Source organism: Aliirhizobium wenxiniae (genome assembly GCF_014201355.1).
Taxonomy (GTDB): Bacteria; Pseudomonadota; Alphaproteobacteria; order Rhizobiales; family Rhizobiaceae; genus Neorhizobium; species Neorhizobium wenxiniae.
On record NZ_JACHEG010000002.1, the window covers coordinates 1,250,955 to 1,272,214 of the forward strand.

The window sequence follows — 21,260 nt, forward strand, 5'->3', positions numbered from 1 at the left end:
TCTCAATTGTAGTGGACGCGCCGCTCGATGAAGCGGAACTGGAAGATGGTGAGGACGAAAACCACGATCATCAGGATGACCGACTGGGCCGAAGAGCCGCCGATGTCATTGCCGCGGAAACCGTCGGCATAGACCTTGTAGACCAGCGTGACCGGGTTGTTGGCGGGCTTGTCCTTGACCATGACGTCGATGATGCCGAACGTGTCGAACAGCGCGTAGGTGACGTTGATGGTCAGGAGGAAAAAGGCGGTCGGCGCCAGAAGCGGAAGGATGACCGTCCAGAAACGGCGCATGCCCGAGCGGCAGTCGATCATTGCCGCTTCGCGCACGGAGACCGGCACGTTCTGCAGACCCGACAGGAAGAAGATGAAATTGTAGGGGATCTGCTTCCAGACGGCGACAACCGTCATGGCGAAGGCCGTGTCGTAATAGTTCAGGCCAACCTGCATATGCCAGCCGAAATAAGACATCATCTTCACGAAGGGGCCGACATGCTGGTCGAAGATCATCATGCCGATCAGGCCCGAAACGGGGGCTGCGATGGCGTAGATGGCGATGAGCAACGTCTTGTAGGTCGAGGCGCCACGGATGACGCGGTCGGCCTTGACGGCGAGCAGCAATCCCAGCGAAAGCGACAGGAAGGTGACGAGCACAGTGAAAACGGCCGTGAACAGCGCAATCGACTGGTATTCAGAGCTGAAGATCACATCGGTGTAGTTGCTCAAGCCCACGAAGGTGGAGCCGAAGCCGAACGGGTCCTCAAGGTAAAAGGACGAACTTACCGCCTGGACCGAGGGCCAGTAGAAAAAGATGAAGATCACCGCGAGCTGCGGGAAAAGAAACAGATAGGGCAGAACGGGCGAGGTGAACTGCACACGCTTCATTTCTTCCGCCGCGACGGCAGTCTTCCTGCTGCGTGCCTTGCCCCCGAAACCGAGACGGGACAGGAAACCGCCGGGCTGCGGTTGTGACGTCGTATAGGCCACGAGTTCTCCCCTTTCTTGCAATTACAAAAGAGCCCGCCCGCCCCTTATAGGGAGCGGACGGACCATGATGGGAGATGGCTATCAGCCAGCGGTCTTGGCGAAACGGGTGAGGAGGTCGTTGCCTTCCTTCTCGATGGTTTCGAAGGCCTTCTGAACGGTCGTTTCGCCCGAGAAGATCTTGTTGTATTCGCGTTCCATGATGGAACGGATCTGCGGGTAGAAGCCGAGGCGGTAGCCCTTGGACCATTCGCCCGACGGCAGCATCAGCTGCTTGATGCCGACTTCAGCAACCGGGGTCTTTTCGTAGTAGCCTTCCTTCTTGGCCAGTTCGTAAGCAGCCTTGGTGATGGCGACGTAACCGGTAGCCTGGTGGTAGAACTTCTGGATTTCCGGCGAGGTCAGGAACTGGAAGAAGTCAGCCGTGCACTTGTTTTCGGCTTCCGGCTTGCCGGCCATTGCAAAGAGTGCAGCGCCACCGATGAAGGTGTTGGTGCCGGCGCCCTTGATGCTCGACCAGTAGGGAAGGAAATCAGCCGAGAATGGCATGGAAGCGGTCTTCTGCAGGCCACCGAAGGAACCGGAAGAACCGATCCACATAGCAACCTTGCCTTCTTCGAAAGGCTTCTGGTTGTCGTTCCAGCTTGCGCCGTAGAACTTGTAGAGACCTGCGTCAGACCAAGCCTTCAGCTTTTCGAACATCATGACAAGGTTCTTGTCAGTGAGGTTCATCTTGGTGTCGACAACGCTGTCGTAACCGTTGTTGTTGTTTGCGAACTGGATGTTCTGGCGCGAGAAGAAGTTCTCGGTGAACTGCCAGGTCAGCTGCGAAGCGGTCATCGGGATGAAGCCGGCTTCCTTGAGCTTCGGAGCGACAGTTTCAAACTCTTCCCAGGTCTTCGGAACGGCAACGCCGGCCTTTTCGAAAGCCTGCGGGTTGACGTACATGATCGGAGCCGAAGAGTTGAACGGCATGCCGATGAACTTGCCCTTCGAGTCGGCGTAGAAATAACGAACGCCTTCGATGAACGCGTTGCGGTCGAACTTGTAACCTGCGTTGTTGATCAGATCTTCAGCAGCAACGGTTGCGCCCTTGGCGTTGATGATGGTGGCTGCACCAGCGTCGAAGACCTGGAGGATGTTCGGCTGTTCGCCCGAACGGAAAGCGGCGATGCCGGTTGCCAGAGCTTCCTCGTAGGTGCCCTTGGAGATCGGCGTCAGGTTGCAGGCGGTCTGCGAAGCGTTGAACTTCTGCGAGACTTCGTTGATGACTTCACCGTTGCGGCCGCCCATGCCGTGCCACCAGGTGATGTTTGTTGCTGCGAGCGAGGAGGTTGCAGACATTGCAACTGCCATCGCGGCCATCGAAAATTTCTTGATCATGGTCATGGTTACGTCCTCTCCGCCTTGGTTGGATCGAGGATCGCAATAGGGCTTGCCCGTGACAGGCTCTTAACAGTTCTGTTTCAGATTTGTGACGTTTGCACAGCTTTGCAAAAACTTCACAACACCGTCAAAAAGCATCCGGAAAATGCCGGGGCAAACGCCAGGGCAGGACGGCGATAATATCGTAACGGCAGGATAGAAGATGGGCGTCACGGCGGCGCGACAGCCAGATATCACTTGCAGCCCTTATCCGCCTTTGGGCGCCGTAACCGACCGCATCGATCGCGTCAGCTTCTCGGGCGCGCGCCTTGACCTCGACAAACAGGATAAGAGTGTTTTTGCGGGCGACGATATCGATTTCGCCAAGCCGTGTCCGGTATCGGAACTTCAGTATCCGATACCCTTTAAAGAGAAGATAGAGAGCTGCGAGATATTCGGAGACGTGGCCGCGCCGTTCGGCGCGCCGGCGTTTATGCCGCCTGTCCTCGGCTCCGCGCCCCATCAGCCCTCATCCTTGTCCTTCATGGCGGCATCTTTCATGGTAACCAGCCGTTGATAGAGGTCTCGCTTCGAAAGGCCTGTCAGACGTGCCGCTTCCGCCGCAGCCTTTGCCGCGGGCATGGATGATGCCAGCTCCTCCAGCAGCACATCGACATCGACAGCCGCCGGCACATCATCATAGGCAGGCGGCCCGACGAGGAAGACGATCTCACCCTTGACGTTGCGACCGTCGAAGGCTTCAGCAAGCTCTCCGAGCGACGCGCGGCTGATCTCCTCGAAGGCCTTGGTCAGTTCGCGCCCAACACAAGCCGCGCGGCCCGGCCCCAGAACATCGGCAGCGGAGGCCAGCGTGGCGGTAATGCGATGCGGAGATTCAAAGAATATCAGCGTTGCGGGAATTTTCGACAGTTCCGCCAGTCGGTCGCGGCGTCCTTTTTCCTTCACCGGCAGAAAACCGGCAAACAGGAAGGCATCATTCGGAAGACCGGAAGCAACCAGCGCGGCGAGAGGCGCCGAAGCGCCCGGAATGGGGACTACCCGATGGCCCGCCTCGATGGCCAGCTGTCCGAGCCGATAACCCGGATCGGAGACAAGCGGCGTGCCGGCATCGGAGACCAGAGCCACGGACTTTCCCTGTTCCAGTGCCGCCAGCAGCCTTGGCCCCATCTCATCGGCATTATGCTCGTGATAGGCGTAAGGTTTGTTGGCGATGCCATAGCGATCGAGAAGTACGCGGGTGACGCGCGTATCTTCGCAGGCCAGCACATCGGCACCGGCGAGCGTTTCAAGCGCGCGCAGCGTGATATCGCCGAGATTGCCGATTGGCGTGGCAACGAGATAAAGCGCCGGCTCCAGCGGGCGCGAAGGCACAAAAGTATTGGCGACGCGGTAGCCGCGGGTCGCTTCAGCAGGTCCAGCCACGAGCTTCGCAATTCAGTTGGATGATCATAAGCCCTTTATGGTCAAGGCGATGGCGGCCCGCAAGCGGCACGGGCCCAAGTTTTCTGTGTGCAGGTCTATTGCAAGTGCCGAAATGAAGCGGACACCCCGCATATGCTCTTGCGTTCAAAGGCTGATCTCTGCCATTTTGCCCCTCCACATCGTCCGGCTTGCGAAAGCCGAAGAATATCCGGTGCCCCGCCTCCCGGGACACCCAGGTCGAAAGCGGTTGAGTCCATGCGTATTACTCTCGAGCGGTCCAATCTTCTTAAGTCGTTGAGCCACGTTCACCGCGTGGTCGAGCGCCGCAACACAATTCCGATCCTTTCCAACGTTCTGATGCGCGCTTCCGACGCCAGCGTCGAACTGAAGGCGACGGACCTGGATCTGGAGATCACCGAATCCGTTCCGGCGATGGTCGAGCAGGCCGGCGCGACCACGGTTCCCGCACATCTTCTCTACGAAATCGTGCGCAAGCTGCCCGACGGTTCGGAAGTCCTGCTCGCCACCAATCCTGATGGCGGCTCCATGACGGTCCAGTCCGGCCGTTCGAAATTCTCGCTGCAGTGCCTGCCGGAAACCGATTTCCCGGATCTGACCGCCGGTTCGTTCAGCCATACGTTCAAGCTGAAGGCGACCGATCTGAAGATGCTGATCGACCGGACGCAGTTCGCGATCTCCACCGAAGAGACCCGTTATTACCTGAACGGCATCTTCTTCCACACGATCGAGGCTGGCGGCGATCTGAAGCTACGCGCCGTTGCCACCGACGGTCACCGCCTTGCACGCGCCGACGTTCAGGCTCCTTCCGGTTCGGAAGGCATGCCGGGCATCATCATTCCGCGCAAGACGGTTGGTGAACTGCAGAAGCTGGTAGATGATCCGGAAGCACTGGTCACCGTCGAGGTTTCCGACGCCAAGATCCGCCTGACGATCGCCGACATCATCATGACGTCGAAACTGATCGACGGCACGTTCCCCGACTACCAGCGCGTCATCCCGACCGGCAACGACAAGGAAATGCGCGTCGATTGCCAGACCTTCACCAAGGCCGTCGATCGCGTATCGACCATTTCGTCGGAGCGTGGCCGCGCGGTAAAGCTTGCGCTGACGGACGGCCAGCTGATGCTGACGGTCAACAACCCGGATTCGGGCAGCGCGACGGAAGAAGTTGCGGTCGGATACGAGAACGATCCGATGGAAATCGGCTTCAACGCCAAATACCTTCTCGACATCACGGCCCAGCTTTCCGGCGACGACGCCATCTTCATGCTGGCGGATGCGGGCTCACCGACATTGGTCCGCGATACGGCGGGAGACGATGCGCTCTATGTATTGATGCCAATGCGCGTATAAAACAATCGAGGCGGCCGGAAATTCCGAGCCGCCTTTTTTATGCCGTTTTCTAATTGCGACATTCTTTCCTGCCTTTGCGTCATTGACCTTGACCCCTGAGGTCGGACGACCAAATAGGCATGAAAACCGGGAGAGGTAACTAGATGGAATTACGCTTGAAGGAACGGCTCGGCCGGAAGTTCGACGAGGAAATCCGTTTCTTCAAAGGCTGGATGGATGGCCCGAAAAGCGTAGGCGCGATCTGCCCCACCTCTTCCGTCACCGCCAAGCGCATGGCGAGCGTCATCAACTCCTCATCGGGCCTGCCCGTGCTTGAACTCGGCCCGGGCACGGGCGTCATCACCAAGGCGATCCTGGAACGAGGCATCGCGCCGGAGAACCTGGTTTCGATCGAATATTCGACGGATTTCTACCAGAACCTGATCAAGGCCTATGAAGGCGTACATTTCATCAATGGCGACGCTTTTGCACTCGACAAGACGCTCGGGGAGATGAAGTCCGTCATCTTCGACAGCGTGATCTCCGCCATCCCGATGCTGAGCTTTCCGATGGAAAGCCGTATCGCGCTTCTTGAAGACCTGCTCGACCGCATGCCGGCCGGACGGCCGGTGATGCAGATCACCTATGGCCCGGTCTCTCCGATCATCGCCAATCCGGATCGCTACAAGATCAAGCATTATGATTTTGTCGTGCGGAATATCCCCCCGGCACAGCTCTGGACCTATACACGGGCCTAGTTCACACTCGCGTCAATGGCCCGGTGTAAGCGGGATCGATTTCGACCCGCTGTGGAGCTTTGACCGGCATGACCTTCGGCCTTTATATCACCCACCCGCAGGTGCGCATCGACGCCAATGTGCCGGTGCCGCAATGGGGTCTGTCCGATCTCGGCCGACAGCGTGCCGAGAAAGCAGCGCTGCTCCCTTGGGCGCAAAAGCTCGGGCGCATCATTTCGAGCGACGAGACCAAGGCTATCGAGACGGCGGAGATTCTGGCCGCATCCAACGACGTCCCGATCATGATCGCTCCCGACACGCATGAAAACGACCGGTCGGCCACCGGCTTTCTTGCGCCGCCGGAATTCGAGGCGGCGGCGGACTGGTTCTTCGCCAATCCCACCGAAAGCTTCAGGGGCTGGGAAAAGGCTGCGGATGCGCAGTCCCGCATCGTTTCGGCCTTCGACCGCATCCTTTCCGATCACAATCCAGACATGCCGATCGCTTTTGTCGGTCACGGCGGGGTCGGCACGCTGTTGAAATGTCATCTGCGGCAAATGCCAATCTCCAGAAACCAGGATCAGCCGGGTGGCGGCGGAAATCTCTTCTGCTTCTCCCTTGCGGATCGCGCTGTCTCGTGCGACTGGACCCCGATAGAAACATGGCAAGGGGAATGACCAACATGCAAGCGCGTGACCGACTGATCGTGGGCCTCGATATCCCGACCGTTTCCGAGGCCGAAAAGATGGTCGCCACGCTCGGCGAGAGCGTCTCTTTCTACAAGATCGGCTATCAGCTGGTATTTGCCGGCGGGTTGGAATTTGCCCGTGACCTTGCCAAGGACGGCAAGAAGATTTTTCTCGATATGAAGCTGCTCGATATCGACAACACGGTGGCGAAGGGCGTCGAGAACATTGCGAAGATGGGCATGACCATGCTGACCCTGCACGCCTATCCGAAGGCGATGCGTGCAGCGGTCGAAGCCGCCAAGGGATCGGATCTCTGCCTGCTCGGCGTGACCGTGCTGACCTCGATGGATGCAGCCGACGTGACCGAGGCCGGCTACGCCCAGACGCCGGAACAACTGGTTCGCACCCGCGCGGCGCAAGCACGCGATGCCGGCATGGGCGGCATCGTCTGCTCTGCGGAAGAATCCGCCGCCGTGCGTGAAATCGTCGGCGCCGACATGGCTATCGTTACTCCCGGCATCCGTCCGAAAGGCGCAGATGCCGGCGATCAGAAGCGTGTCGTGACGCCATTCGACGCTCTGAAGGCCGGTTCCACGCACCTCGTCGTCAGCCGCCCGATCGTCAAGGCCGACGACCCGAAGGCATCCGCAGAGGCAATTCTTGCCGAGATGCGGGATGCTCTCTGGCCCGCCAACAACGCCTGACCCGACCGAAAGGCGAGACTAACGATTGTTGGAAACCCGGTTACGGGAGCCTTCATCGACAATCAGGTTCGGGTTTCCGCCAGGAAGACGATTATCGACGACGGTGTTGTTATTCGCGCCGTCGTTGTGATCCAGCCCGCCAAGCAGCATCTTGGGCTGGACGAGGCAATAGCTGTTGAACATGCTCAGCCCCTGCCGGCTGCCAATCCAGACTGCCGGACGCGCCACCGGCACATCATACTTAAAGGTGTTGCCGCTGATGATGTTGCCCTGCGGCGACTGATGGCGGAAGGTGCCGCCCTCGCCGCAATTGCGGTAGAGATAGACCCCGCCAGAAAGCGGGTTCACGAATGTATTGTTCTCGATGCGGTTGCTCGCAGACCCGTCCACCGCGATGACTTCGCGCCATTCGGGGCGAGCGGCGAATGTGTTGCCGGTGATGACATTTCCGGCGGATTCAGCGTCGAGATAAACAACGGTCGAACTTGCCTTGCCCGTAAAGCGTGAATTCTGCAGCGTGACCCTTGTCACACCTGGCGCGAGATAGAGCGGCACGCCGACACTGCCGGAAAAGGCAAGATTGTCGAGCAGGATACCGGTCGGCGCTGCAGCCTGTGCCCGCTGCGTGTGCCCATCCTTGTTCGAGGATGCCTTCACTTCCTTAGCCTGGCCGTTGTTTCCAAGCCCCTGGATGCGCAGATCGCCCTTGATCTGGCAATTGCGGATGGTGATGTCGGTGGGCACGCTCCACTTGCCATCTCCTCCCTTGCGAGACTGGATCAAAACCGTTCTCGCCTTCGTGCCGCTGCCGTCGATCATTGCGCCATTGCAATCGAACACGACGCCGGAGGCGCGACTACCTGAAAACGTGATGCGCTGAGTGATCCTGTCATTCTTGTTCAGGGTGACATCGCAGCGGATATCGACCGGCTTTGCATCCTTGCCGGCCGGCGCGCGCAGCGCATCCATGACATTTGCCGGGCATGCAGCAGCCTGCGCATCGGATGAGAGTGTGAACAGTGGCGAGCCGATCGCCAGAAATAGACCCGCTGACAAAGGGAATGCGTATCGCACCATATTGACTTGCCTCCTGATTCGCCCGATCTCGAATATACCTAAACGGGAGAGGAGGATATTTGATGACCAAGGGATATTGGATCGCACGAATGGATGTGCATGATCCCGAGCGCTACAAGGATTATGTGGCAGCTGCCAAACCGGCATTCGAGAAATATGGCGCCCATTTCCTGGCGCGCGGCGGTACTTCCGAAGAGCTCGAGGGCTCATCACGCCATCGCAATGTCGTGATCGAGTTTCCGTCGATGCAGGCTGCCATCGACTGCTACAATTCACCGGAATATCAGGTGGCCGCCAAAATCCGGCAGGAAGTCGCCGATGGCGAAATGGTCGTGGTCCAGGGGATCTGACAGGCAATCACGCAGGGTGCTGCATCACTCCAGAACCGGCGCATCGAATTTTCCGAAAACCGTCCCCCGGTTGCCGGATCGATGCGCCCGAGACTTGCGACATCTAAGGCCTGCAAGTCTCTTCCACCACGTCGAGGTTTGAGCTAAAGACCAATGAGTAAGAGACAGCTTTCGGGGCAGACCATGACCGTGAACAATCTTCCGCCGCTCGTTACCGTTTTCGGAGGATCGGGCTTCGTAGGTCGCCATGTGGTCCGCACCCTGGTCAAGCGCGGTTATCGCGTGCGGGTCGCTGTGCGCCGCCCAGATCTCGCGGGCTTCCTGCTTCCCGCCGGTTATGTCGGGCAGATTTCACTGGTTCAGGCCAATCTCCGGTATCGCCAGTCCATCGATCGCGCCGTGGAAGGCGCCGCGCATGTGATCAACTGTGTCGGCATTCTGTTCGAGAGCGGTCGCAACACGTTTGATGCGATCCAGGACACCGGTGCGCGCTCGGTTGCCGAAGCCGCCGCTAAGGCCGGCGCCAAGTTCACGCATATTTCGGCGATCGGCGCCGACGTCAATTCCGGCTCGTCCTATGCCCGCAGCAAAGGCCGCGCCGAAGCAAGCATCCGGTCGCTGATCCCCGATGCCGTGATCCTGCGGCCGTCGATCGTTTTCGGGCCGGAAGACAATTTCTTCAACAAGTTCGCCGGCATGGCCCGCCAGCTTCCGGCACTGCCGCTGATCGGCGGCGGCAAGACCAAGCTGCAGCCGGTCTATGTCGAGGATGTCGCCGAAGTGGTCGGTCGCTCGGTCGACGGCACATTGACGCCCGGCACGACCTATGAACTGGGCGGTGCCGAGGTACTGACCTTCCGCGACTGTATCGAGACAGTGCTACGCGTAACCTGTCGCGATCGCGCGCTGGTTTCGCTGCCCTTCGGCATTGCCTCGATGATCGGAAGCATCGCATCCCTGATCCCGTTCGTGAAGCCGCCGGTCACCGCCGACCAGGTGGAGCTTTTGAAAAGCGATAATGTCGTCTCCGAAAGCGCGGTTAAGGAAGGCCGCACGCTTTGCGGGCTTGGCATCCGTCCGGTCGTTCCGGGCTCGATCCTTGCGTCCTATCTCGTGCACTTCCGCCCACAGGGCCAGTTTACGGGTAGTGGCAAGGCGGCCTGACCTTAGCTTTCATCATTTTCATTTGGCGCGCTTCGGGTGCCTGCCTATCAGGCACCCACCTCTAAAGCCTTGGATTTATGCAACTTGACATTTGTCGATGTGGCATAAAGTCCTCACACGCGAATGAGTGTGCGTTAACCGCAGGTTTAGCAAAAACCGTTATTGAATTCAGAAGCGGTGACCAATAAATCGGTCGCACGAAATTAGTTCACTGCAAATCACCTGTTTGAAAGGCGTCTTTCATGGGCAAGCCTATCGCCCTTTTCTTTGCATGCGCGGCACTTGTTATTCTCGCGGGCTCGTTCATGGCGCCCCAGACCGCCGCAAGCGGCAAGGAAGGCTGCGCTCCGGCTTACGGCGTCGATCCTTGCGCCACGGCATCCATTCCTCGCTAAGCGAGACATGAGAGCGGCAACAAGCCGCTCTTTGCTTTTTTAATCCAATTACGGACGCAAAACCGGCGGGCACTCTTGCCGGTTTTGATTTGAGAGCGAGCGCCATCCGGCCCTGTTTCCCGCCTTTGATGGCGGCCTTGCGGTATAGCTGACAGCTCCGGGAAAACCGGCCGCAATATCCGCAATTCGCACCGTTACCAGCAATTGCAATCGTTCTTAATTATTTGCTGACGAAATGCAGGCAGTTTGCGACTTGTCGCGAATTTATGCCGTTTGCTTGTGTTGGCCCTATCAAGTCCATATAGCTGACCTTAAGTCAGGCGGGCGCGATAAAGCCTTAAGCCACCCACACCCCGTACACGATAGCCGAAGCCCGATGCCCACCCTCTATCATCACCCCATGTCGTCCGCCTCGCGATTTGTTCGCCTGATCCTTGCCGAGTATGGATTTCAGGCCGATCTGGTCGAGGAACAGCCATGGGAAAAGCGGCGGGAATTTCTCAACATCAACCCGGCAGCGACGCTTCCCGTCTATGTCGATGACAGCATGCGTGTGCTCTGTGGCCCTTCGGTGCTGATGGAGTTTCTCGACGAAACCCATGGCGTGCTGAAACGCGAGCGCCGGCTTCTGGCGGAAGATCCCTGGCATCGCGCGGAAATCCGTCGCCTGACGGAATGGTTCCTGCAGAAGATGGAACAGGATGTCACCCGTCCCCTCACCCGCGAGCGCGTCTACAAGCTGCAGATGACCGCAGCACAGGGCGGCGGCGCACCGGATTCGAAGGCGCTGCGCACCGCGCGCGCCAATATCCGCCAGCATATGAAATACCTGTCCTGGCTTGCAGGCTCCCGCCAATGGCTTGCCGGTGAACGGCTGAGCTATGCGGATCTGGCTGCCGCGGCCTCGATTTCCGTTCTCGACTATCTCGGCGAAATCGAATGGTCGGATTTCCCCATCGCCAAGGACTGGTACCAGCGACTGAAGTCGCGCCCGTCCTTCCGCCCGATGCTTGCCGAGCGCATTCGCGGCCTGACCCCGGTCTCCCATTATGCGGACCTCGATTTCTAGCGCCGGGAAGAGCGGAGACGAGAAGGCGCTTCGCCGGCGGGAGAAGCTGACCGCGTTCATTCGCGAGGAAGCAACCGCTCAAGGCTTCGACCTCTGTCGCATCACCGTGCCGACAAGCATTCCGCGTGCGCCGGAAAGGCTCTCCGTATTTCTCGATGACAGCCATCACGGCACGATGGACTGGATGGCGGAAACGAAAGAGCGCCGCGCCGATCCTAAAACGCTGTGGGGCGAGGTTCGCTCGATCGTCATGTTCGGGCTGAATTACGGCCCCGAAGAAGACCCGCGCTATCTCCAGTCGATGAAGGACAAGGCGGCGATCTCGGTCTATGCCCGCAATCGCGATTATCATGACGTCATCAAGGGGCGATTGAAGGAAATCGCCACCCGGTTTGCAGCGCGGGCGGGCGAAGACGTCAAGGTCTTCGTCGATACGGCGCCCGTCATGGAAAAACCGCTGGCGGAAGCGGCAGGCCTCGGCTGGCAGGGCAAGCATACCAATCTCGTCAGCCGCAGCCATGGCTCATGGCTGTTTCTCGGCAGCCTGTTCACCACCGCCGAGCTTTTGATCGACGGTCCGGAGAAGGATCATTGCGGCTCCTGCCGCGCTTGTCTCGACGCCTGTCCGACAGCCGCCTTCCCTGCCCCATACCGGCTTGATGCTCGACGCTGCATTTCCTACCTGACGATCGAGCACAAGGGGCCGATCGATCCGGAATTCCGGCCTATGATCGGCAATCGTATCTATGGTTGCGACGACTGCCTTTCAGCCTGCCCGTGGAACAAGTTCGCGGCCAGCGCATCCGAGATGAAGCTGAAGGCGCGCGAGGATCTGAAGGAGCCGTCGATCGCCTTTCTGCTGACGCTGGACGATCCGACATTCCGAACCTTCTTTTCCGGCTCGCCGGTGAAGCGCATCGGGCGCGACCGCTTTGTCCGCAACGTGCTGATTGCCGCCGGCAATTCCGGTGATCGTCAGTTCATTGAACAATGTCGTCTTCTGGCTGACGACCCCTCCCCCACGGTGCGCGGCATGGCGGTGTGGGCCTTGAGGCAGCTGATGGACGATGGCGCGTTTGCCGCATTCGCGAGAGGCCGCGCAGCAGATAATGATCCCGAGGTTCGTCAGGAATGGCAGATGGCAGGAGTGGATTGATGACGGTGATGATCTTCGGGTGCGGTTATTCGGGCAAGGCGATTGCGAAAGCCTTTGCGGAAAAGGGCTTTTCCGTTGCCGGCACGGTCCGCACGCCCGAAGGGGCCGAAGCGCTGTCATCGCATCATATCAAGCCTTACATCTTCGACGGCACGGCGTTCGGCCCGGGATTGCTGGCGGAACTGCAGAACGTCACGCATCTTGTCCAGTCGATCCCGCCCGGCAAGGAGCACGATCCGCTGCTGAAGCTCGTTTCCGGACGGCTTGCCGCGCTCTGCCCGAAACTGGAATGGATCGGTTATCTGTCGACGGTCGGTGTTTATGGCGATCACGGCGGCGATTGGGTGACGGAAGAGACGCCGGGCAGCCCGATCCTCGGCCGGTCGATCGAGCGGGTCGATACGGAAGAGACATGGGCCGAGCAGGGCCGCACCGCAAGCATACCGGTCGCGGCGCTGCGTCTTTCCGGCATTTATGGACCGGGGCGCAATGCCTTCGTCAATCTCGACCGCGGCACCGCGCGCCGCATCATAAAGAAGGATCAGGTTTTCAACCGTATCCGTGTCGAGGATATCGGCAGCGCCGCAGTGTTTCTCGCCGAACGCAATCTTGCCGGCATATATAATGTGACCGACGACGAACCCTGCGCTCCGCAGGACGTGATCGCGGAGGCCGCACGCCTGATGGGTGTCGAGCCGCCGGCGGAAGTTGCCTTCGAGACGGCCGAGATGACGCCGATGGCGCGCTCATTCTATGGCGCCAACAAGCGCGTTTCGAATGAAAAAATCCGCGCGCTGGGCTTTCAATTTGCCTTCCCGAACTACCGGATTTCACTCGCCCAAATGTGGTCAGAGAATACCTGGAGGGGCTGAAAGTCCCGTTTTGAAACGGTTGAAATTTCCATCTTCGGGCCTCTTTCGAGTTAATATTTCTTAATCCTTACGGCAAAGCGCCACATAATCTGTCCAATTTGGGCAGAAACCACGGTGCGACAACAAATTTTTTTCGTGTCTTTTTGTGATCGCGGCGCATCACGGAATCTTGCAGGAACGTGATTCCGTTTACCGACTGATTCCTAAGGTTTTATTCCAACATCAATTAGCCGGCTCGTTAAAAAGATCGATAGCAATGTAATCACAAATGTTACATCCATTAACATTCCGTGATGTCAAATCCCACGTTTTCGCCATTTTTCGCCTCGCCTAAGCCGTCTTGCACGCAAAGTGCAGGGACTTAACGACGGGGACGACCGACTTGAAAACAGTTCGACGCCTAACTGCCGCCACGGCCGCCATTGCTGCTTTTGCACTTCTCGGCTCGGCGCAGGCCAATGCCGCGCCCGGATGCGGACATGCATCCTGGTATGCTCTCACCTCCAAGACCGCATCCGGTGAACGGATGAATGCGGCCAAGCTCACCGCCGCGCATCGCTCGCTGCCTTTCGGCACCAAGGTACTGGTGACCAACAAGCGCAACGGCAAAAGCGTGGTCGTGCGCATCAACGATCGCGGCCCGTTCATTCGCGGCCGGGTGCTCGATGTATCCAAGGCTGCAGCCCAGAACATCGGCATGGTGTCTTCGGGTACCGCACAGGTCTGTTATCAGATCGTTGCCGACACCCAGAAAGTTGCCGGCAAGGGAATTAAGGGCGTCGACGGCTAAGCCATTCGACACTTCGAACTTCAAGGGACAGGCCTTGCTGCGGCAGGCCTCCCCCTTGCCCTTCTGCCCGATCGCGGTTACGACCGGCTCCATACGGGTTCAACCGATACGGAGTTAAGACATGCGACTGGGCGGCCGAGTAACCGGAGCTATTGAAGTTCTGGCAGATATCGAAGCTCGCAAACGCCCGGTGGCGGATGCACTGAAAGACTGGGGCCTTGCCCATCGTTTCGCCGGATCCGGCGACCGGGCAGCCATCGGCAACATCGTCTACGACGCGCTTCGCATGCGGCTTTCCCATGCCTGGCTGATGGATGACGAAAGCCCCGTTGCACTGGCGTATGCGGTACTGTTGCGCCAGTGGGGTTTTACCACCGAGACACTTGCTGCGGAATTCACCGACGACAAGTTTGCCCCTCCGGCGCTGACCGACGCCAATATTTCCGCTTTTTCCAGCCGAAACCTCGATGATGCGCCTCTGCATGTACAGGGCGATATACCCGACTGGGTCCAGCCATCCTTCGAGACCAATTTCGGCGATAGCTGGCTGACCGAGGCCAAAGCGCTTGCCGGCCGCCCGACGCTCGATCTTCGCGCCAATACGCTGAAGGCCAATCGCGACAAGGTGGTGAAGGCGCTCGAGCGTTCCGGCGCAAAGGCCGCTACAATCGCCCGCAATGGCATCCGCATTGCAGCCGGCGAAGGTGCGTCGCGCCTGCCGAACGTGACGGCCGAGCTTTCTTTCCAGAAGGGCTGGTTCGAGGTTCAGGACGAGGGCTCGCAGATCGTCGCCGATCTGGTTCAGCCCGGCGAACACGATCAGGTGCTGGATTATTGCGCCGGCGGTGGCGGCAAGACGCTCGCCATGTCGGCTGCCATGCACAACAAGGGTCAGGTTCACGCCTATGACGCCGACCGCAAGCGCCTTGCGCCGATCATCGAGCGCCTGCGCCGGGCCGGCACCCGCAATGTTCAGGTTCATGACGACCCGCGCCAGCTCGATGCCCTGAGGGACAAGCTGGATGCCGTTCTCGTCGATGCGCCCTGCACCGGCACCGGCACATGGCGCCGCCGCCCGGACACCAAATGGAGGCTGACGCAGAAAAACCTCGACGAGCGGATTTCCCAGCAGCAGGATGCGCTTCGCGAAGCGGCAAAATTCGTGAAGCCCGGCGGAGCGTTGCTTTACGTCACCTGCTCGGTGCTGCCGGAAGAGAATGATCGCCAGGTCGAGCGTTTCTGCGCAGAAAACCCGGCCTTTGCGATCACCTCCGTCGCCGACGACTGGACGAAAATATTCGGCGCGCAGGCGCCCCGTCCTCGCGTTACGGATGCAGGCACAATCACGCTGTCACCTGCAAGTACCGATACGGACGGATTCTTTTTCTGCCGCATGCAACGCAAGGTGTAAATTTCGACCGAGCGGATCAACCATAACTTCAAACCGTTCTAAACTAGAACGTTTGACACCACTTTTAATTCGCGCCAAGAACTCTCATTGGCGACGTCGTGGGATCGGCGCCGCGAAGGAGAGGGACATGACCCGCAAAACCTTGCTCGGCGCCGCTATGGCGCTTTTTGCCGCCTCGACGGTGTTTTCGTCGATACCGGCCCGTGCAGAAACTACACCAGCCGCCGTGCTGAAACACTATGCCGAATTGGCGCAGGCTAAATACGAGGACTCGTTGACGACGGCGCAGGCTCTCGACAAGGCGATCGACGCCCTGATCGCCAAGCCCAGCGACGCTACACTGAAAGCCGCCAAGGCCGCATGGATTGCCGCCCGCGTGCCTTATCAGCAGTCGGAGGTCTATCGTTTCGGCAATCCGATCGTCGACGAATGGGAGGGCAAGGTGAATGCCTGGCCGCTCGACGAAGGGCTGATCGATTATGTTGATGCTTCCTATGGCACCGAAAGCGATGAAAACGCGCTCTACACGGCCAATGTGATCGCCAACCCAAAGCTCAAGATCAACGGTGAAGAGATCGACGTCACCGAGATCACGCCCGAGACGCTTCGCAGCCTGCATGAAGCCGGCGAGATCGAGGCGAATGTCGCGACGGGCTATCACGCGATCGAGTTCCTGCTCTGGGGCCAGGACCTGAACGGAACCGAGGCAGGTGCCGGCAAGCGCCCCTATACCGATTACGACAAGGCCAATTGCACCGGAGGTAATTGCGACCGTCGTGCCGCCTATCTGAAGGCCGCGTCGACCCTGCTGGTCGCGGATCTCGGAGATATGGTGAAAGCCTGGGCTCCGGATGGCGAGGCGACCAAGAATGTCGAGGCCGATGGCAATGCGGGTCTCACCGCAATCCTGACCGGCATGGGTTCGCTTTCCTATGGCGAACTTGCGGGCGAGCGCATGAAGCTCGGCCTGCTGCTGCACGATCCGGAGGAAGAGCATGATTGCTTCTCCGACAACACCTATGCCTCGCATCTCAACGACGCGATCGGCATCAAGTCCGCCTATACGGGTGAATATACCCGTGTGGACGGCACGAAGATGAAGGGACCGTCGCTTTCCGACCTCGTTGCTGCCAAGGACAAGGCGCTCGACAAGGAGATCAAGGGCAAGCTCGATGCGACGCTTACGGCCATGAACGTCATGAAGGATCGCGCCCAGAAGGTCGAAGCCTATGACCAGATGATCGGCGAGAACAATGCCAAGGGCAATGCGGTCGTGCAGAAGGCGATCGACGGCCTGATCGACCAGACCAAGAGCATCGAACGTGTCATCGCGTCGCTGGATCTCGGCAAGATCGAACTTGAAGGCTCCGACAGCCTCGATAATCCTGACGCTGTCTTTAAATGATCGTAGAAAAGGCGGGCCTCACCGCAAGGTGAGGCCCGATCACTCATGGGTGCTTTCAGAGCCTTTCCCTACCTGCTGCCTGTCCTTTCCGGCGCGCTGGTGCTGGTGCCGCTGATTGCGACCGGCAGCGACAGCCAGTTGCCCAAGGCACGAACCGATCTCAATCCGAAGGACGTGAAACGCGTTGAACGCGTGACGCGACCGACTGCGGATTTTTCCAAGGCGGAACAGTTCGAAACCATGTCCGGCGGGGCAGCGACGACGAAAGCGATCGCCAATGGTGACGCGTTCTCGCATTTTTCGCCGAACATCACCTTCGAGGAAGAACAGAATTTCAAGCTTGGCAACGCGCTGTTCACCAAGCTCTGGGTGTCGTCTCCCTCCTCCACCCAGGCTTCCGATGGTCTGGGGCCACTGTTTAATGCGCGCGCCTGTCAGAGCTGCCACCTGAAGGATGGCCGGGGTCATCCGCCGGAGGGCGCTGCCGATGCGACCTCGATGTTTCTCCGTCTTGCGCGCCCCGCACGCACCGACGAGGAACGCGAGGCGATCTCCGATTACCGCAAGCTCAACTTCCCGGACGCTGTCTATGGCGAGCAGTTTCAGGATCTCGCCGTTCCAGGGCTTGCCTCGGAAGGGAAGATGGAAATTTCCTATGAGGAAGTTCCGGTAACGCTCGGTGACGGTGAAGTCGTCAGCCTGCGCAAGCCGAGCTATTCGGTCAGCAATCTCGGTTACGGGCCGCTTGAAGGCGATGTGACACTGTCGCCCCGCATTGCGCCGCCGATGATCGGCATGGGGCTCATCCAGGCGATCCACGAGGCCGATATTCTGGCGAATGCCGATCCGGACGACAAGGACGGCAACGGAATTTCCGGCAAGGTGGCGCTGGTACGCGACCACATGACCGGCGAATTAAAGCTCGGGCGGTTCGGCTTCAAGGCACAGAATGCCTCGATCCGCGACCAGTCCTCCGGCGCGTTTACCGGCGATATCGGCATTTCGACACCCGACACGCCATTTTCGCATGGCGACTGCACCAAGGCGCAAGCCGCGTGTCTTGCCATGCCGACCGGCGTGCAGGAGAGGTTGGGACCGGTCGAGGCGCCCGATCCGGTGCTATCGCTTGTCACCTTCTATTCGGAAAACCTTGCCGTACCGGCGCGTCGCGATATCGACGATCCGACGGTGCTGAAGGGCAAGGAGATGTTCTATTCGGCCGGCTGCACAGCCTGTCATACGCCGAAATTCGTGACCCGCCGCGATGCCGGCAACAAGGCGCATGCCTTCCAGCTGATCTGGCCCTATTCGGATTTCCTGCTGCATGACATGGGCGAAGGCCTGGCGGACGGCCAGCAGGTAGGCGTGGCGAACGGACAGGAATGGCGTACCCAGCCGCTCTGGGGCATCGGGCTTACCAAGACCGTGAACAACCACACATTTTTCCTGCATGACGGGCGTGCCCGCAATCTTACCGAAGCGATCCTCTGGCATGGTGGCGAGGCGGAAGCTGCACGCAGTGCATTTGCCGCGATGGGCAAACAGGATCGCACCGCCCTTCTCACATTCCTGGAGTCGCTCTGATGCGCAAGACTTTCGCCTCCGGCCTGATCGCTCTGCTTCCCGCAGTCTTTGTCCCCGCCGCGTTTGCCCAGGAGGCCGATACCGCGCCGACCGTCGAACTGCCGGCGGCAACCGTGACGAAGGTGATGACGGCAGCGGTCGATGGCTTCATCCGGCCGGGCTACGACGCGTTGCAGAAATCCGCCGAAGACATGACGGCGACGATGAAGACGCTTTGCGCGGCGCCGTCCCAGGCCAATTACGATGCGGCCAAGGCCGGTTTCGGCAAACTTGCCGCCAGCTGGGCGCATATCGAGATCGTCCGCACCGGGCCGGTGATCGAGCAGAACCGCTTCGAGCGCATCCTGTTTTATCCGGACCGCAAGAGCACCGGCCTGAAACAGATTCAGGCGGTTCTATCGAAATCCGACGAAACCGCGACCGATCCGAAGACGCTTGCCACCAAGAGCGTTGCAACGCAGGGATTGGGCGCTCTCGAATATCTGCTCTTCGGAACCGGATCAGATACGCTCAGCGCCGGAAATGACTTCCGTTGCCGTTACAGTGCTGCCGTTGCCGAAAATGTCGGGAATGTCGCCGCCGAGATATCCGGCATCTGGGATGCCCCTGATGGCATCCAGAAGGCCTGGGAGCAGCCGGGCACCGACAATCCCATCTACCGCACCGGCGGCGAGGCGATTACCGGCCTGCTCGGCATTCTCGTTCATGGCGCCGAAGCGGTGCGCGACCAACGGATCGAGACTTTCTACAAGGGCGCAGACAAGGCGAAATTCCCCAAACAGGCCCTTTTCTGGCGCTCGGAAAATACCTGGCCGATGATCAAGGCCAATCTCGATGGATTGTCCGAACTTTTGACGACATCCGGCATGGTGGAGCTTCTGCCTGAAAAGGACAGGCCGATCGTGGCTGCGACCGAAGAGAAGCTGAAGGCGATGTCCGCGCTTGCGGGTGAGGTGACGCCGGATCTCGAAAAGGCCGTGGCGGACGCAACCGAGCGCAAAAAACTCGATACGCTGCTTGCCGACGGCAAGGATGTGATCTCCAAGCTCAACGACGGATATGGCGGCGCGATCGGCCTCTCGTCCGGCTTCTCCTTCGCTGACGGGGACTGAGATGGCCTGGTCTGGTGAGACGATCGACCGTCGCGCATTTCTCAAAGCCGCAGCGATAGGGTTTGCGGCTGCACTTTCGCCGCGCTCGCTCCATGCGCTGGAGCGGGCCGACGCAGTCTATGCCTCGGGCTTTAGGGCAGCGGACGGCTCTTTCGGCATCGCCACGGTTTCCGAACGGGGCGAGATCATCGATAGGGTCGCCCTGCCCGCCCGCGCGCATGGCATGGCTTTCAGTTCCGCGACCGGCCGCACTGTTGCCTTTGCCCGAAGGCCGGGCACGTTTGCGATGGTGTTCGATCCGTCACGTCAGGCCGAGCCAATCATGATCACCGCACCGGAAGGCCGTCATTTCTACGGCCACGGGCATTTTTCGCCGGATGGCGCGGTGCTTTATGCCAGCGAGAACGATTTCGACGGCAATCGCGGCATGATCGGACTATACGATGGCCGGAATGGCTTTCGGCGGATCGGCGAATTCGACGCGCATGGCATCGGCACGCATGACATGACCGTCTCGGATGATGGCGCTCTTCTGGTGATCGCCAATGGCGGCATCGAGACCCATCCGGATTTCGGCCGCACCAAGCTCAATCTCGATCGCATGGAACCGTCGTTGGTGATGCTCGACGCCAGAAGCGGCGCGCTGATCCAGAAACACGCGATGCCCTCCTCGCTCAGCCAGCTTTCGACCCGGCATCTGGACATTGCCGAAGACGGCCGCATCTGGTTCGCCTGTCAGTGGGAAGGTGCCCGCAACGAGACACCGCCGCTTGCCGGTTGGTTCTCGAAAGGCGAGGATATCGCACTGCTCTCTCTGCCGGACGAGACGACAGCTCGTCTCGCCAACTATGTCGGCGCGATTGCCATCAACCGCCGTGAAAACATCGTCGGGCTTACCTCGCCTATCGGCGGCGCGTCGGTGACGCTCGATGCGAAAACGGGCCTTGTGCTGTCTGAAGATGTTGTCCGCGAGGCGGCCGGCGTAGCGCCAGCTGCCCACGGCATCGCCGTGTCATCTTACGATGGGCAGTTCATGAAGACCCGCAGTGCCGTCGCTTGGGACCAGCACATTATCCGGATAAAGTGATCTTTACTCAGGTTGCAACGACCCTAGATCACTCGCCATGGGTAAAATACTGACCTTTGCTTTCTTCATTTTCACCTGCGTTGCCATTGGTGCGCTCAGCAGTTACGCGAACACGCCGGGCGAGTGGTATCAGTCGCTGCAGAAGCCGTTCTTCAATCCGCCCGACTGGGTGTTCGCGCCCGTCTGGGCTGGGCTTTACGTGATGATCGGCGTGGCGCTTTCAACGACGTGGTTCGATAAGAACAATACGGGTCGACTGATCGTCTTTGCCATACAGGGCTTTCTCAACATTCTCTGGTCGCCGGCCTTTTTCGGGCTCCAGAGCCCGATCCTCGGCCTTGTCATCATCGTGCCAATGCTGGCCTTTATTCTGCTGTTCATCCTCATGAGCTGGCAGCCCAACCGCCAAGCGGCGTGGCTTTTCGTGCCTTATGCACTATGGGTTGCATTTGCCACAGCCCTGAACCTTTCGATCGTCATGCTGAATTGATAATAGTCATTTTGTCGCGCTTGC

Annotated in this window: 22 protein-coding genes; 17 read left to right on the top strand and 5 right to left on the bottom strand. The window is 59.4% G+C overall.

Annotation, left to right across the window (positions count from 1 at the left end):
- Positions 1-2 precede the first annotated feature (2 nt).
- From HNQ72_RS13965 to rsmI, 4 genes are all read right to left on the bottom strand, one after another.
- On the bottom strand, positions 3-986 hold the full coding sequence (locus tag HNQ72_RS13965) for an ABC transporter permease subunit (protein WP_244654372.1): 984 nt from the start codon (positions 984-986) through the stop codon (positions 3-5).
- Positions 987-1,067: 81 nt separating this feature from the next.
- Complete coding sequence (locus HNQ72_RS13970; RefSeq protein WP_183993138.1) at positions 1,068-2,366, bottom strand: extracellular solute-binding protein; 1,299 nt, start codon at positions 2,364-2,366, stop codon at positions 1,068-1,070.
- 130 nt (positions 2,367-2,496) lie between these two features.
- A complete protein-coding gene (locus HNQ72_RS13975; RefSeq protein ID WP_148146035.1) occupies positions 2,497-2,871 on the bottom strand; it encodes a YraN family protein in 375 nt (124 codons plus the stop codon).
- Positions 2,871-3,791: a 16S rRNA (cytidine(1402)-2'-O)-methyltransferase gene (gene rsmI, locus HNQ72_RS13980; protein WP_244654371.1), complete on the bottom strand. Its 921-nt coding sequence runs from the start codon at positions 3,789-3,791 to the stop codon at positions 2,871-2,873. The genes HNQ72_RS13975 and rsmI overlap by 1 nt, the downstream gene beginning before the upstream one ends.
- A gap of 255 nt (positions 3,792-4,046) precedes the next feature.
- On the opposite strand from rsmI, the gene dnaN reads away from it, so the two are divergent.
- The 4 genes from dnaN (at position 4,047) to pyrF (ending at position 7,274) form a co-directional block, all read left to right on the top strand.
- Positions 4,047-5,165, top strand: coding sequence for a DNA polymerase III subunit beta (gene dnaN / locus HNQ72_RS13985; protein ID WP_183992796.1), 1,119 nt, complete (start codon positions 4,047-4,049; stop codon positions 5,163-5,165).
- Positions 5,166-5,308: 143 nt separating this feature from the next.
- Entirely contained in the window at positions 5,309-5,902 is a 594-nt protein-coding gene (gene pmtA, locus HNQ72_RS13990) for a phospholipid N-methyltransferase PmtA (protein WP_183992797.1), read from the top strand.
- Positions 5,903-5,970: 68 nt separating this feature from the next.
- On the top strand, positions 5,971-6,558 hold the full coding sequence (locus HNQ72_RS13995; protein WP_183992798.1) for a histidine phosphatase family protein: 588 nt from the start codon (positions 5,971-5,973) through the stop codon (positions 6,556-6,558).
- A gap of 5 nt (positions 6,559-6,563) precedes the next feature.
- A complete protein-coding gene (gene pyrF, locus HNQ72_RS14000; protein ID WP_183993139.1) occupies positions 6,564-7,274 on the top strand; it encodes an orotidine-5'-phosphate decarboxylase in 711 nt (236 codons plus the stop codon).
- An 18-nt stretch (positions 7,275-7,292) separates the two neighbouring features.
- Here pyrF and HNQ72_RS14005 read toward each other — a convergent pair whose 3' ends face one another.
- Positions 7,293-8,351, bottom strand: a complete 1,059-nt coding sequence (locus HNQ72_RS14005; protein ID WP_183992799.1) for a right-handed parallel beta-helix repeat-containing protein — start codon at positions 8,349-8,351, stop codon at positions 7,293-7,295.
- A 62-nt stretch (positions 8,352-8,413) separates the two neighbouring features.
- Between HNQ72_RS14005 and HNQ72_RS14010 the strand changes: the two genes are divergently transcribed.
- The 13 genes from HNQ72_RS14010 (at position 8,414) to HNQ72_RS14070 (ending at position 21,236) form a co-directional block, all read left to right on the top strand.
- The gene (locus tag HNQ72_RS14010; protein ID WP_183992800.1) at positions 8,414-8,701 is read left to right on the top strand and encodes a DUF1330 domain-containing protein; all 288 of its coding nucleotides are present in this window, start codon (positions 8,414-8,416) and stop codon (positions 8,699-8,701) included.
- A 183-nt stretch (positions 8,702-8,884) separates the two neighbouring features.
- Positions 8,885-9,865 carry a complex I NDUFA9 subunit family protein gene (locus HNQ72_RS14015; RefSeq protein WP_183993140.1) on the top strand — a complete coding sequence of 327 codons (981 nt, stop codon included), beginning with the start codon at positions 8,885-8,887 and terminating at the stop codon, positions 9,863-9,865.
- 242 nt (positions 9,866-10,107) lie between these two features.
- On the top strand, positions 10,108-10,260 hold the full coding sequence (locus tag HNQ72_RS14020; protein ID WP_112454502.1) for a hypothetical protein: 153 nt from the start codon (positions 10,108-10,110) through the stop codon (positions 10,258-10,260).
- Positions 10,261-10,636: 376 nt separating this feature from the next.
- On the top strand, positions 10,637-11,329 hold the full coding sequence (locus HNQ72_RS14025) for a glutathione S-transferase family protein (RefSeq protein WP_183992801.1): 693 nt from the start codon (positions 10,637-10,639) through the stop codon (positions 11,327-11,329).
- The gene (gene queG, locus HNQ72_RS14030) at positions 11,310-12,485 is read left to right on the top strand and encodes a tRNA epoxyqueuosine(34) reductase QueG (RefSeq protein ID WP_183992802.1); all 1,176 of its coding nucleotides are present in this window, start codon (positions 11,310-11,312) and stop codon (positions 12,483-12,485) included. Before HNQ72_RS14025 ends, queG begins: the two co-directional genes overlap by 20 nt.
- Entirely contained in the window at positions 12,485-13,357 is an 873-nt protein-coding gene (locus HNQ72_RS14035) for an SDR family oxidoreductase (RefSeq protein ID WP_183992803.1), read from the top strand. The genes queG and HNQ72_RS14035 overlap by 1 nt, the downstream gene beginning before the upstream one ends.
- A 382-nt stretch (positions 13,358-13,739) precedes the next feature.
- On the top strand, positions 13,740-14,147 hold the full coding sequence (locus HNQ72_RS14040) for a septal ring lytic transglycosylase RlpA family protein (RefSeq protein ID WP_183992804.1): 408 nt from the start codon (positions 13,740-13,742) through the stop codon (positions 14,145-14,147).
- 121 nt (positions 14,148-14,268) lie between these two features.
- Positions 14,269-15,558 (top strand): RsmB/NOP family class I SAM-dependent RNA methyltransferase, encoded by a 1,290-nt coding sequence (locus HNQ72_RS14045; protein ID WP_183992805.1) that lies wholly within the window; start codon positions 14,269-14,271, stop codon positions 15,556-15,558.
- Positions 15,559-15,685: 127 nt separating this feature from the next.
- Positions 15,686-16,963: an imelysin family protein gene (locus HNQ72_RS14050; RefSeq protein ID WP_183992806.1), complete on the top strand. Its 1,278-nt coding sequence runs from the start codon at positions 15,686-15,688 to the stop codon at positions 16,961-16,963.
- A 45-nt stretch (positions 16,964-17,008) separates the two neighbouring features.
- The gene (locus HNQ72_RS14055; RefSeq protein WP_183992807.1) at positions 17,009-18,547 is read left to right on the top strand and encodes a di-heme oxidoreductase family protein; all 1,539 of its coding nucleotides are present in this window, start codon (positions 17,009-17,011) and stop codon (positions 18,545-18,547) included.
- Positions 18,547-19,659 carry an imelysin family protein gene (locus HNQ72_RS14060; protein ID WP_183992808.1) on the top strand — a complete coding sequence of 371 codons (1,113 nt, stop codon included), beginning with the start codon at positions 18,547-18,549 and terminating at the stop codon, positions 19,657-19,659. Before HNQ72_RS14055 ends, HNQ72_RS14060 begins: the two co-directional genes overlap by 1 nt.
- Position 19,660: 1 nt before the next feature.
- The gene (locus HNQ72_RS14065; RefSeq protein WP_244654370.1) at positions 19,661-20,746 is read left to right on the top strand and encodes a DUF1513 domain-containing protein; all 1,086 of its coding nucleotides are present in this window, start codon (positions 19,661-19,663) and stop codon (positions 20,744-20,746) included.
- 37 nt (positions 20,747-20,783) lie between these two features.
- Entirely contained in the window at positions 20,784-21,236 is a 453-nt protein-coding gene (locus tag HNQ72_RS14070; RefSeq protein ID WP_183992810.1) for a TspO/MBR family protein, read from the top strand.
- The last annotated feature ends 24 nt before the right edge of the window (positions 21,237-21,260 follow it).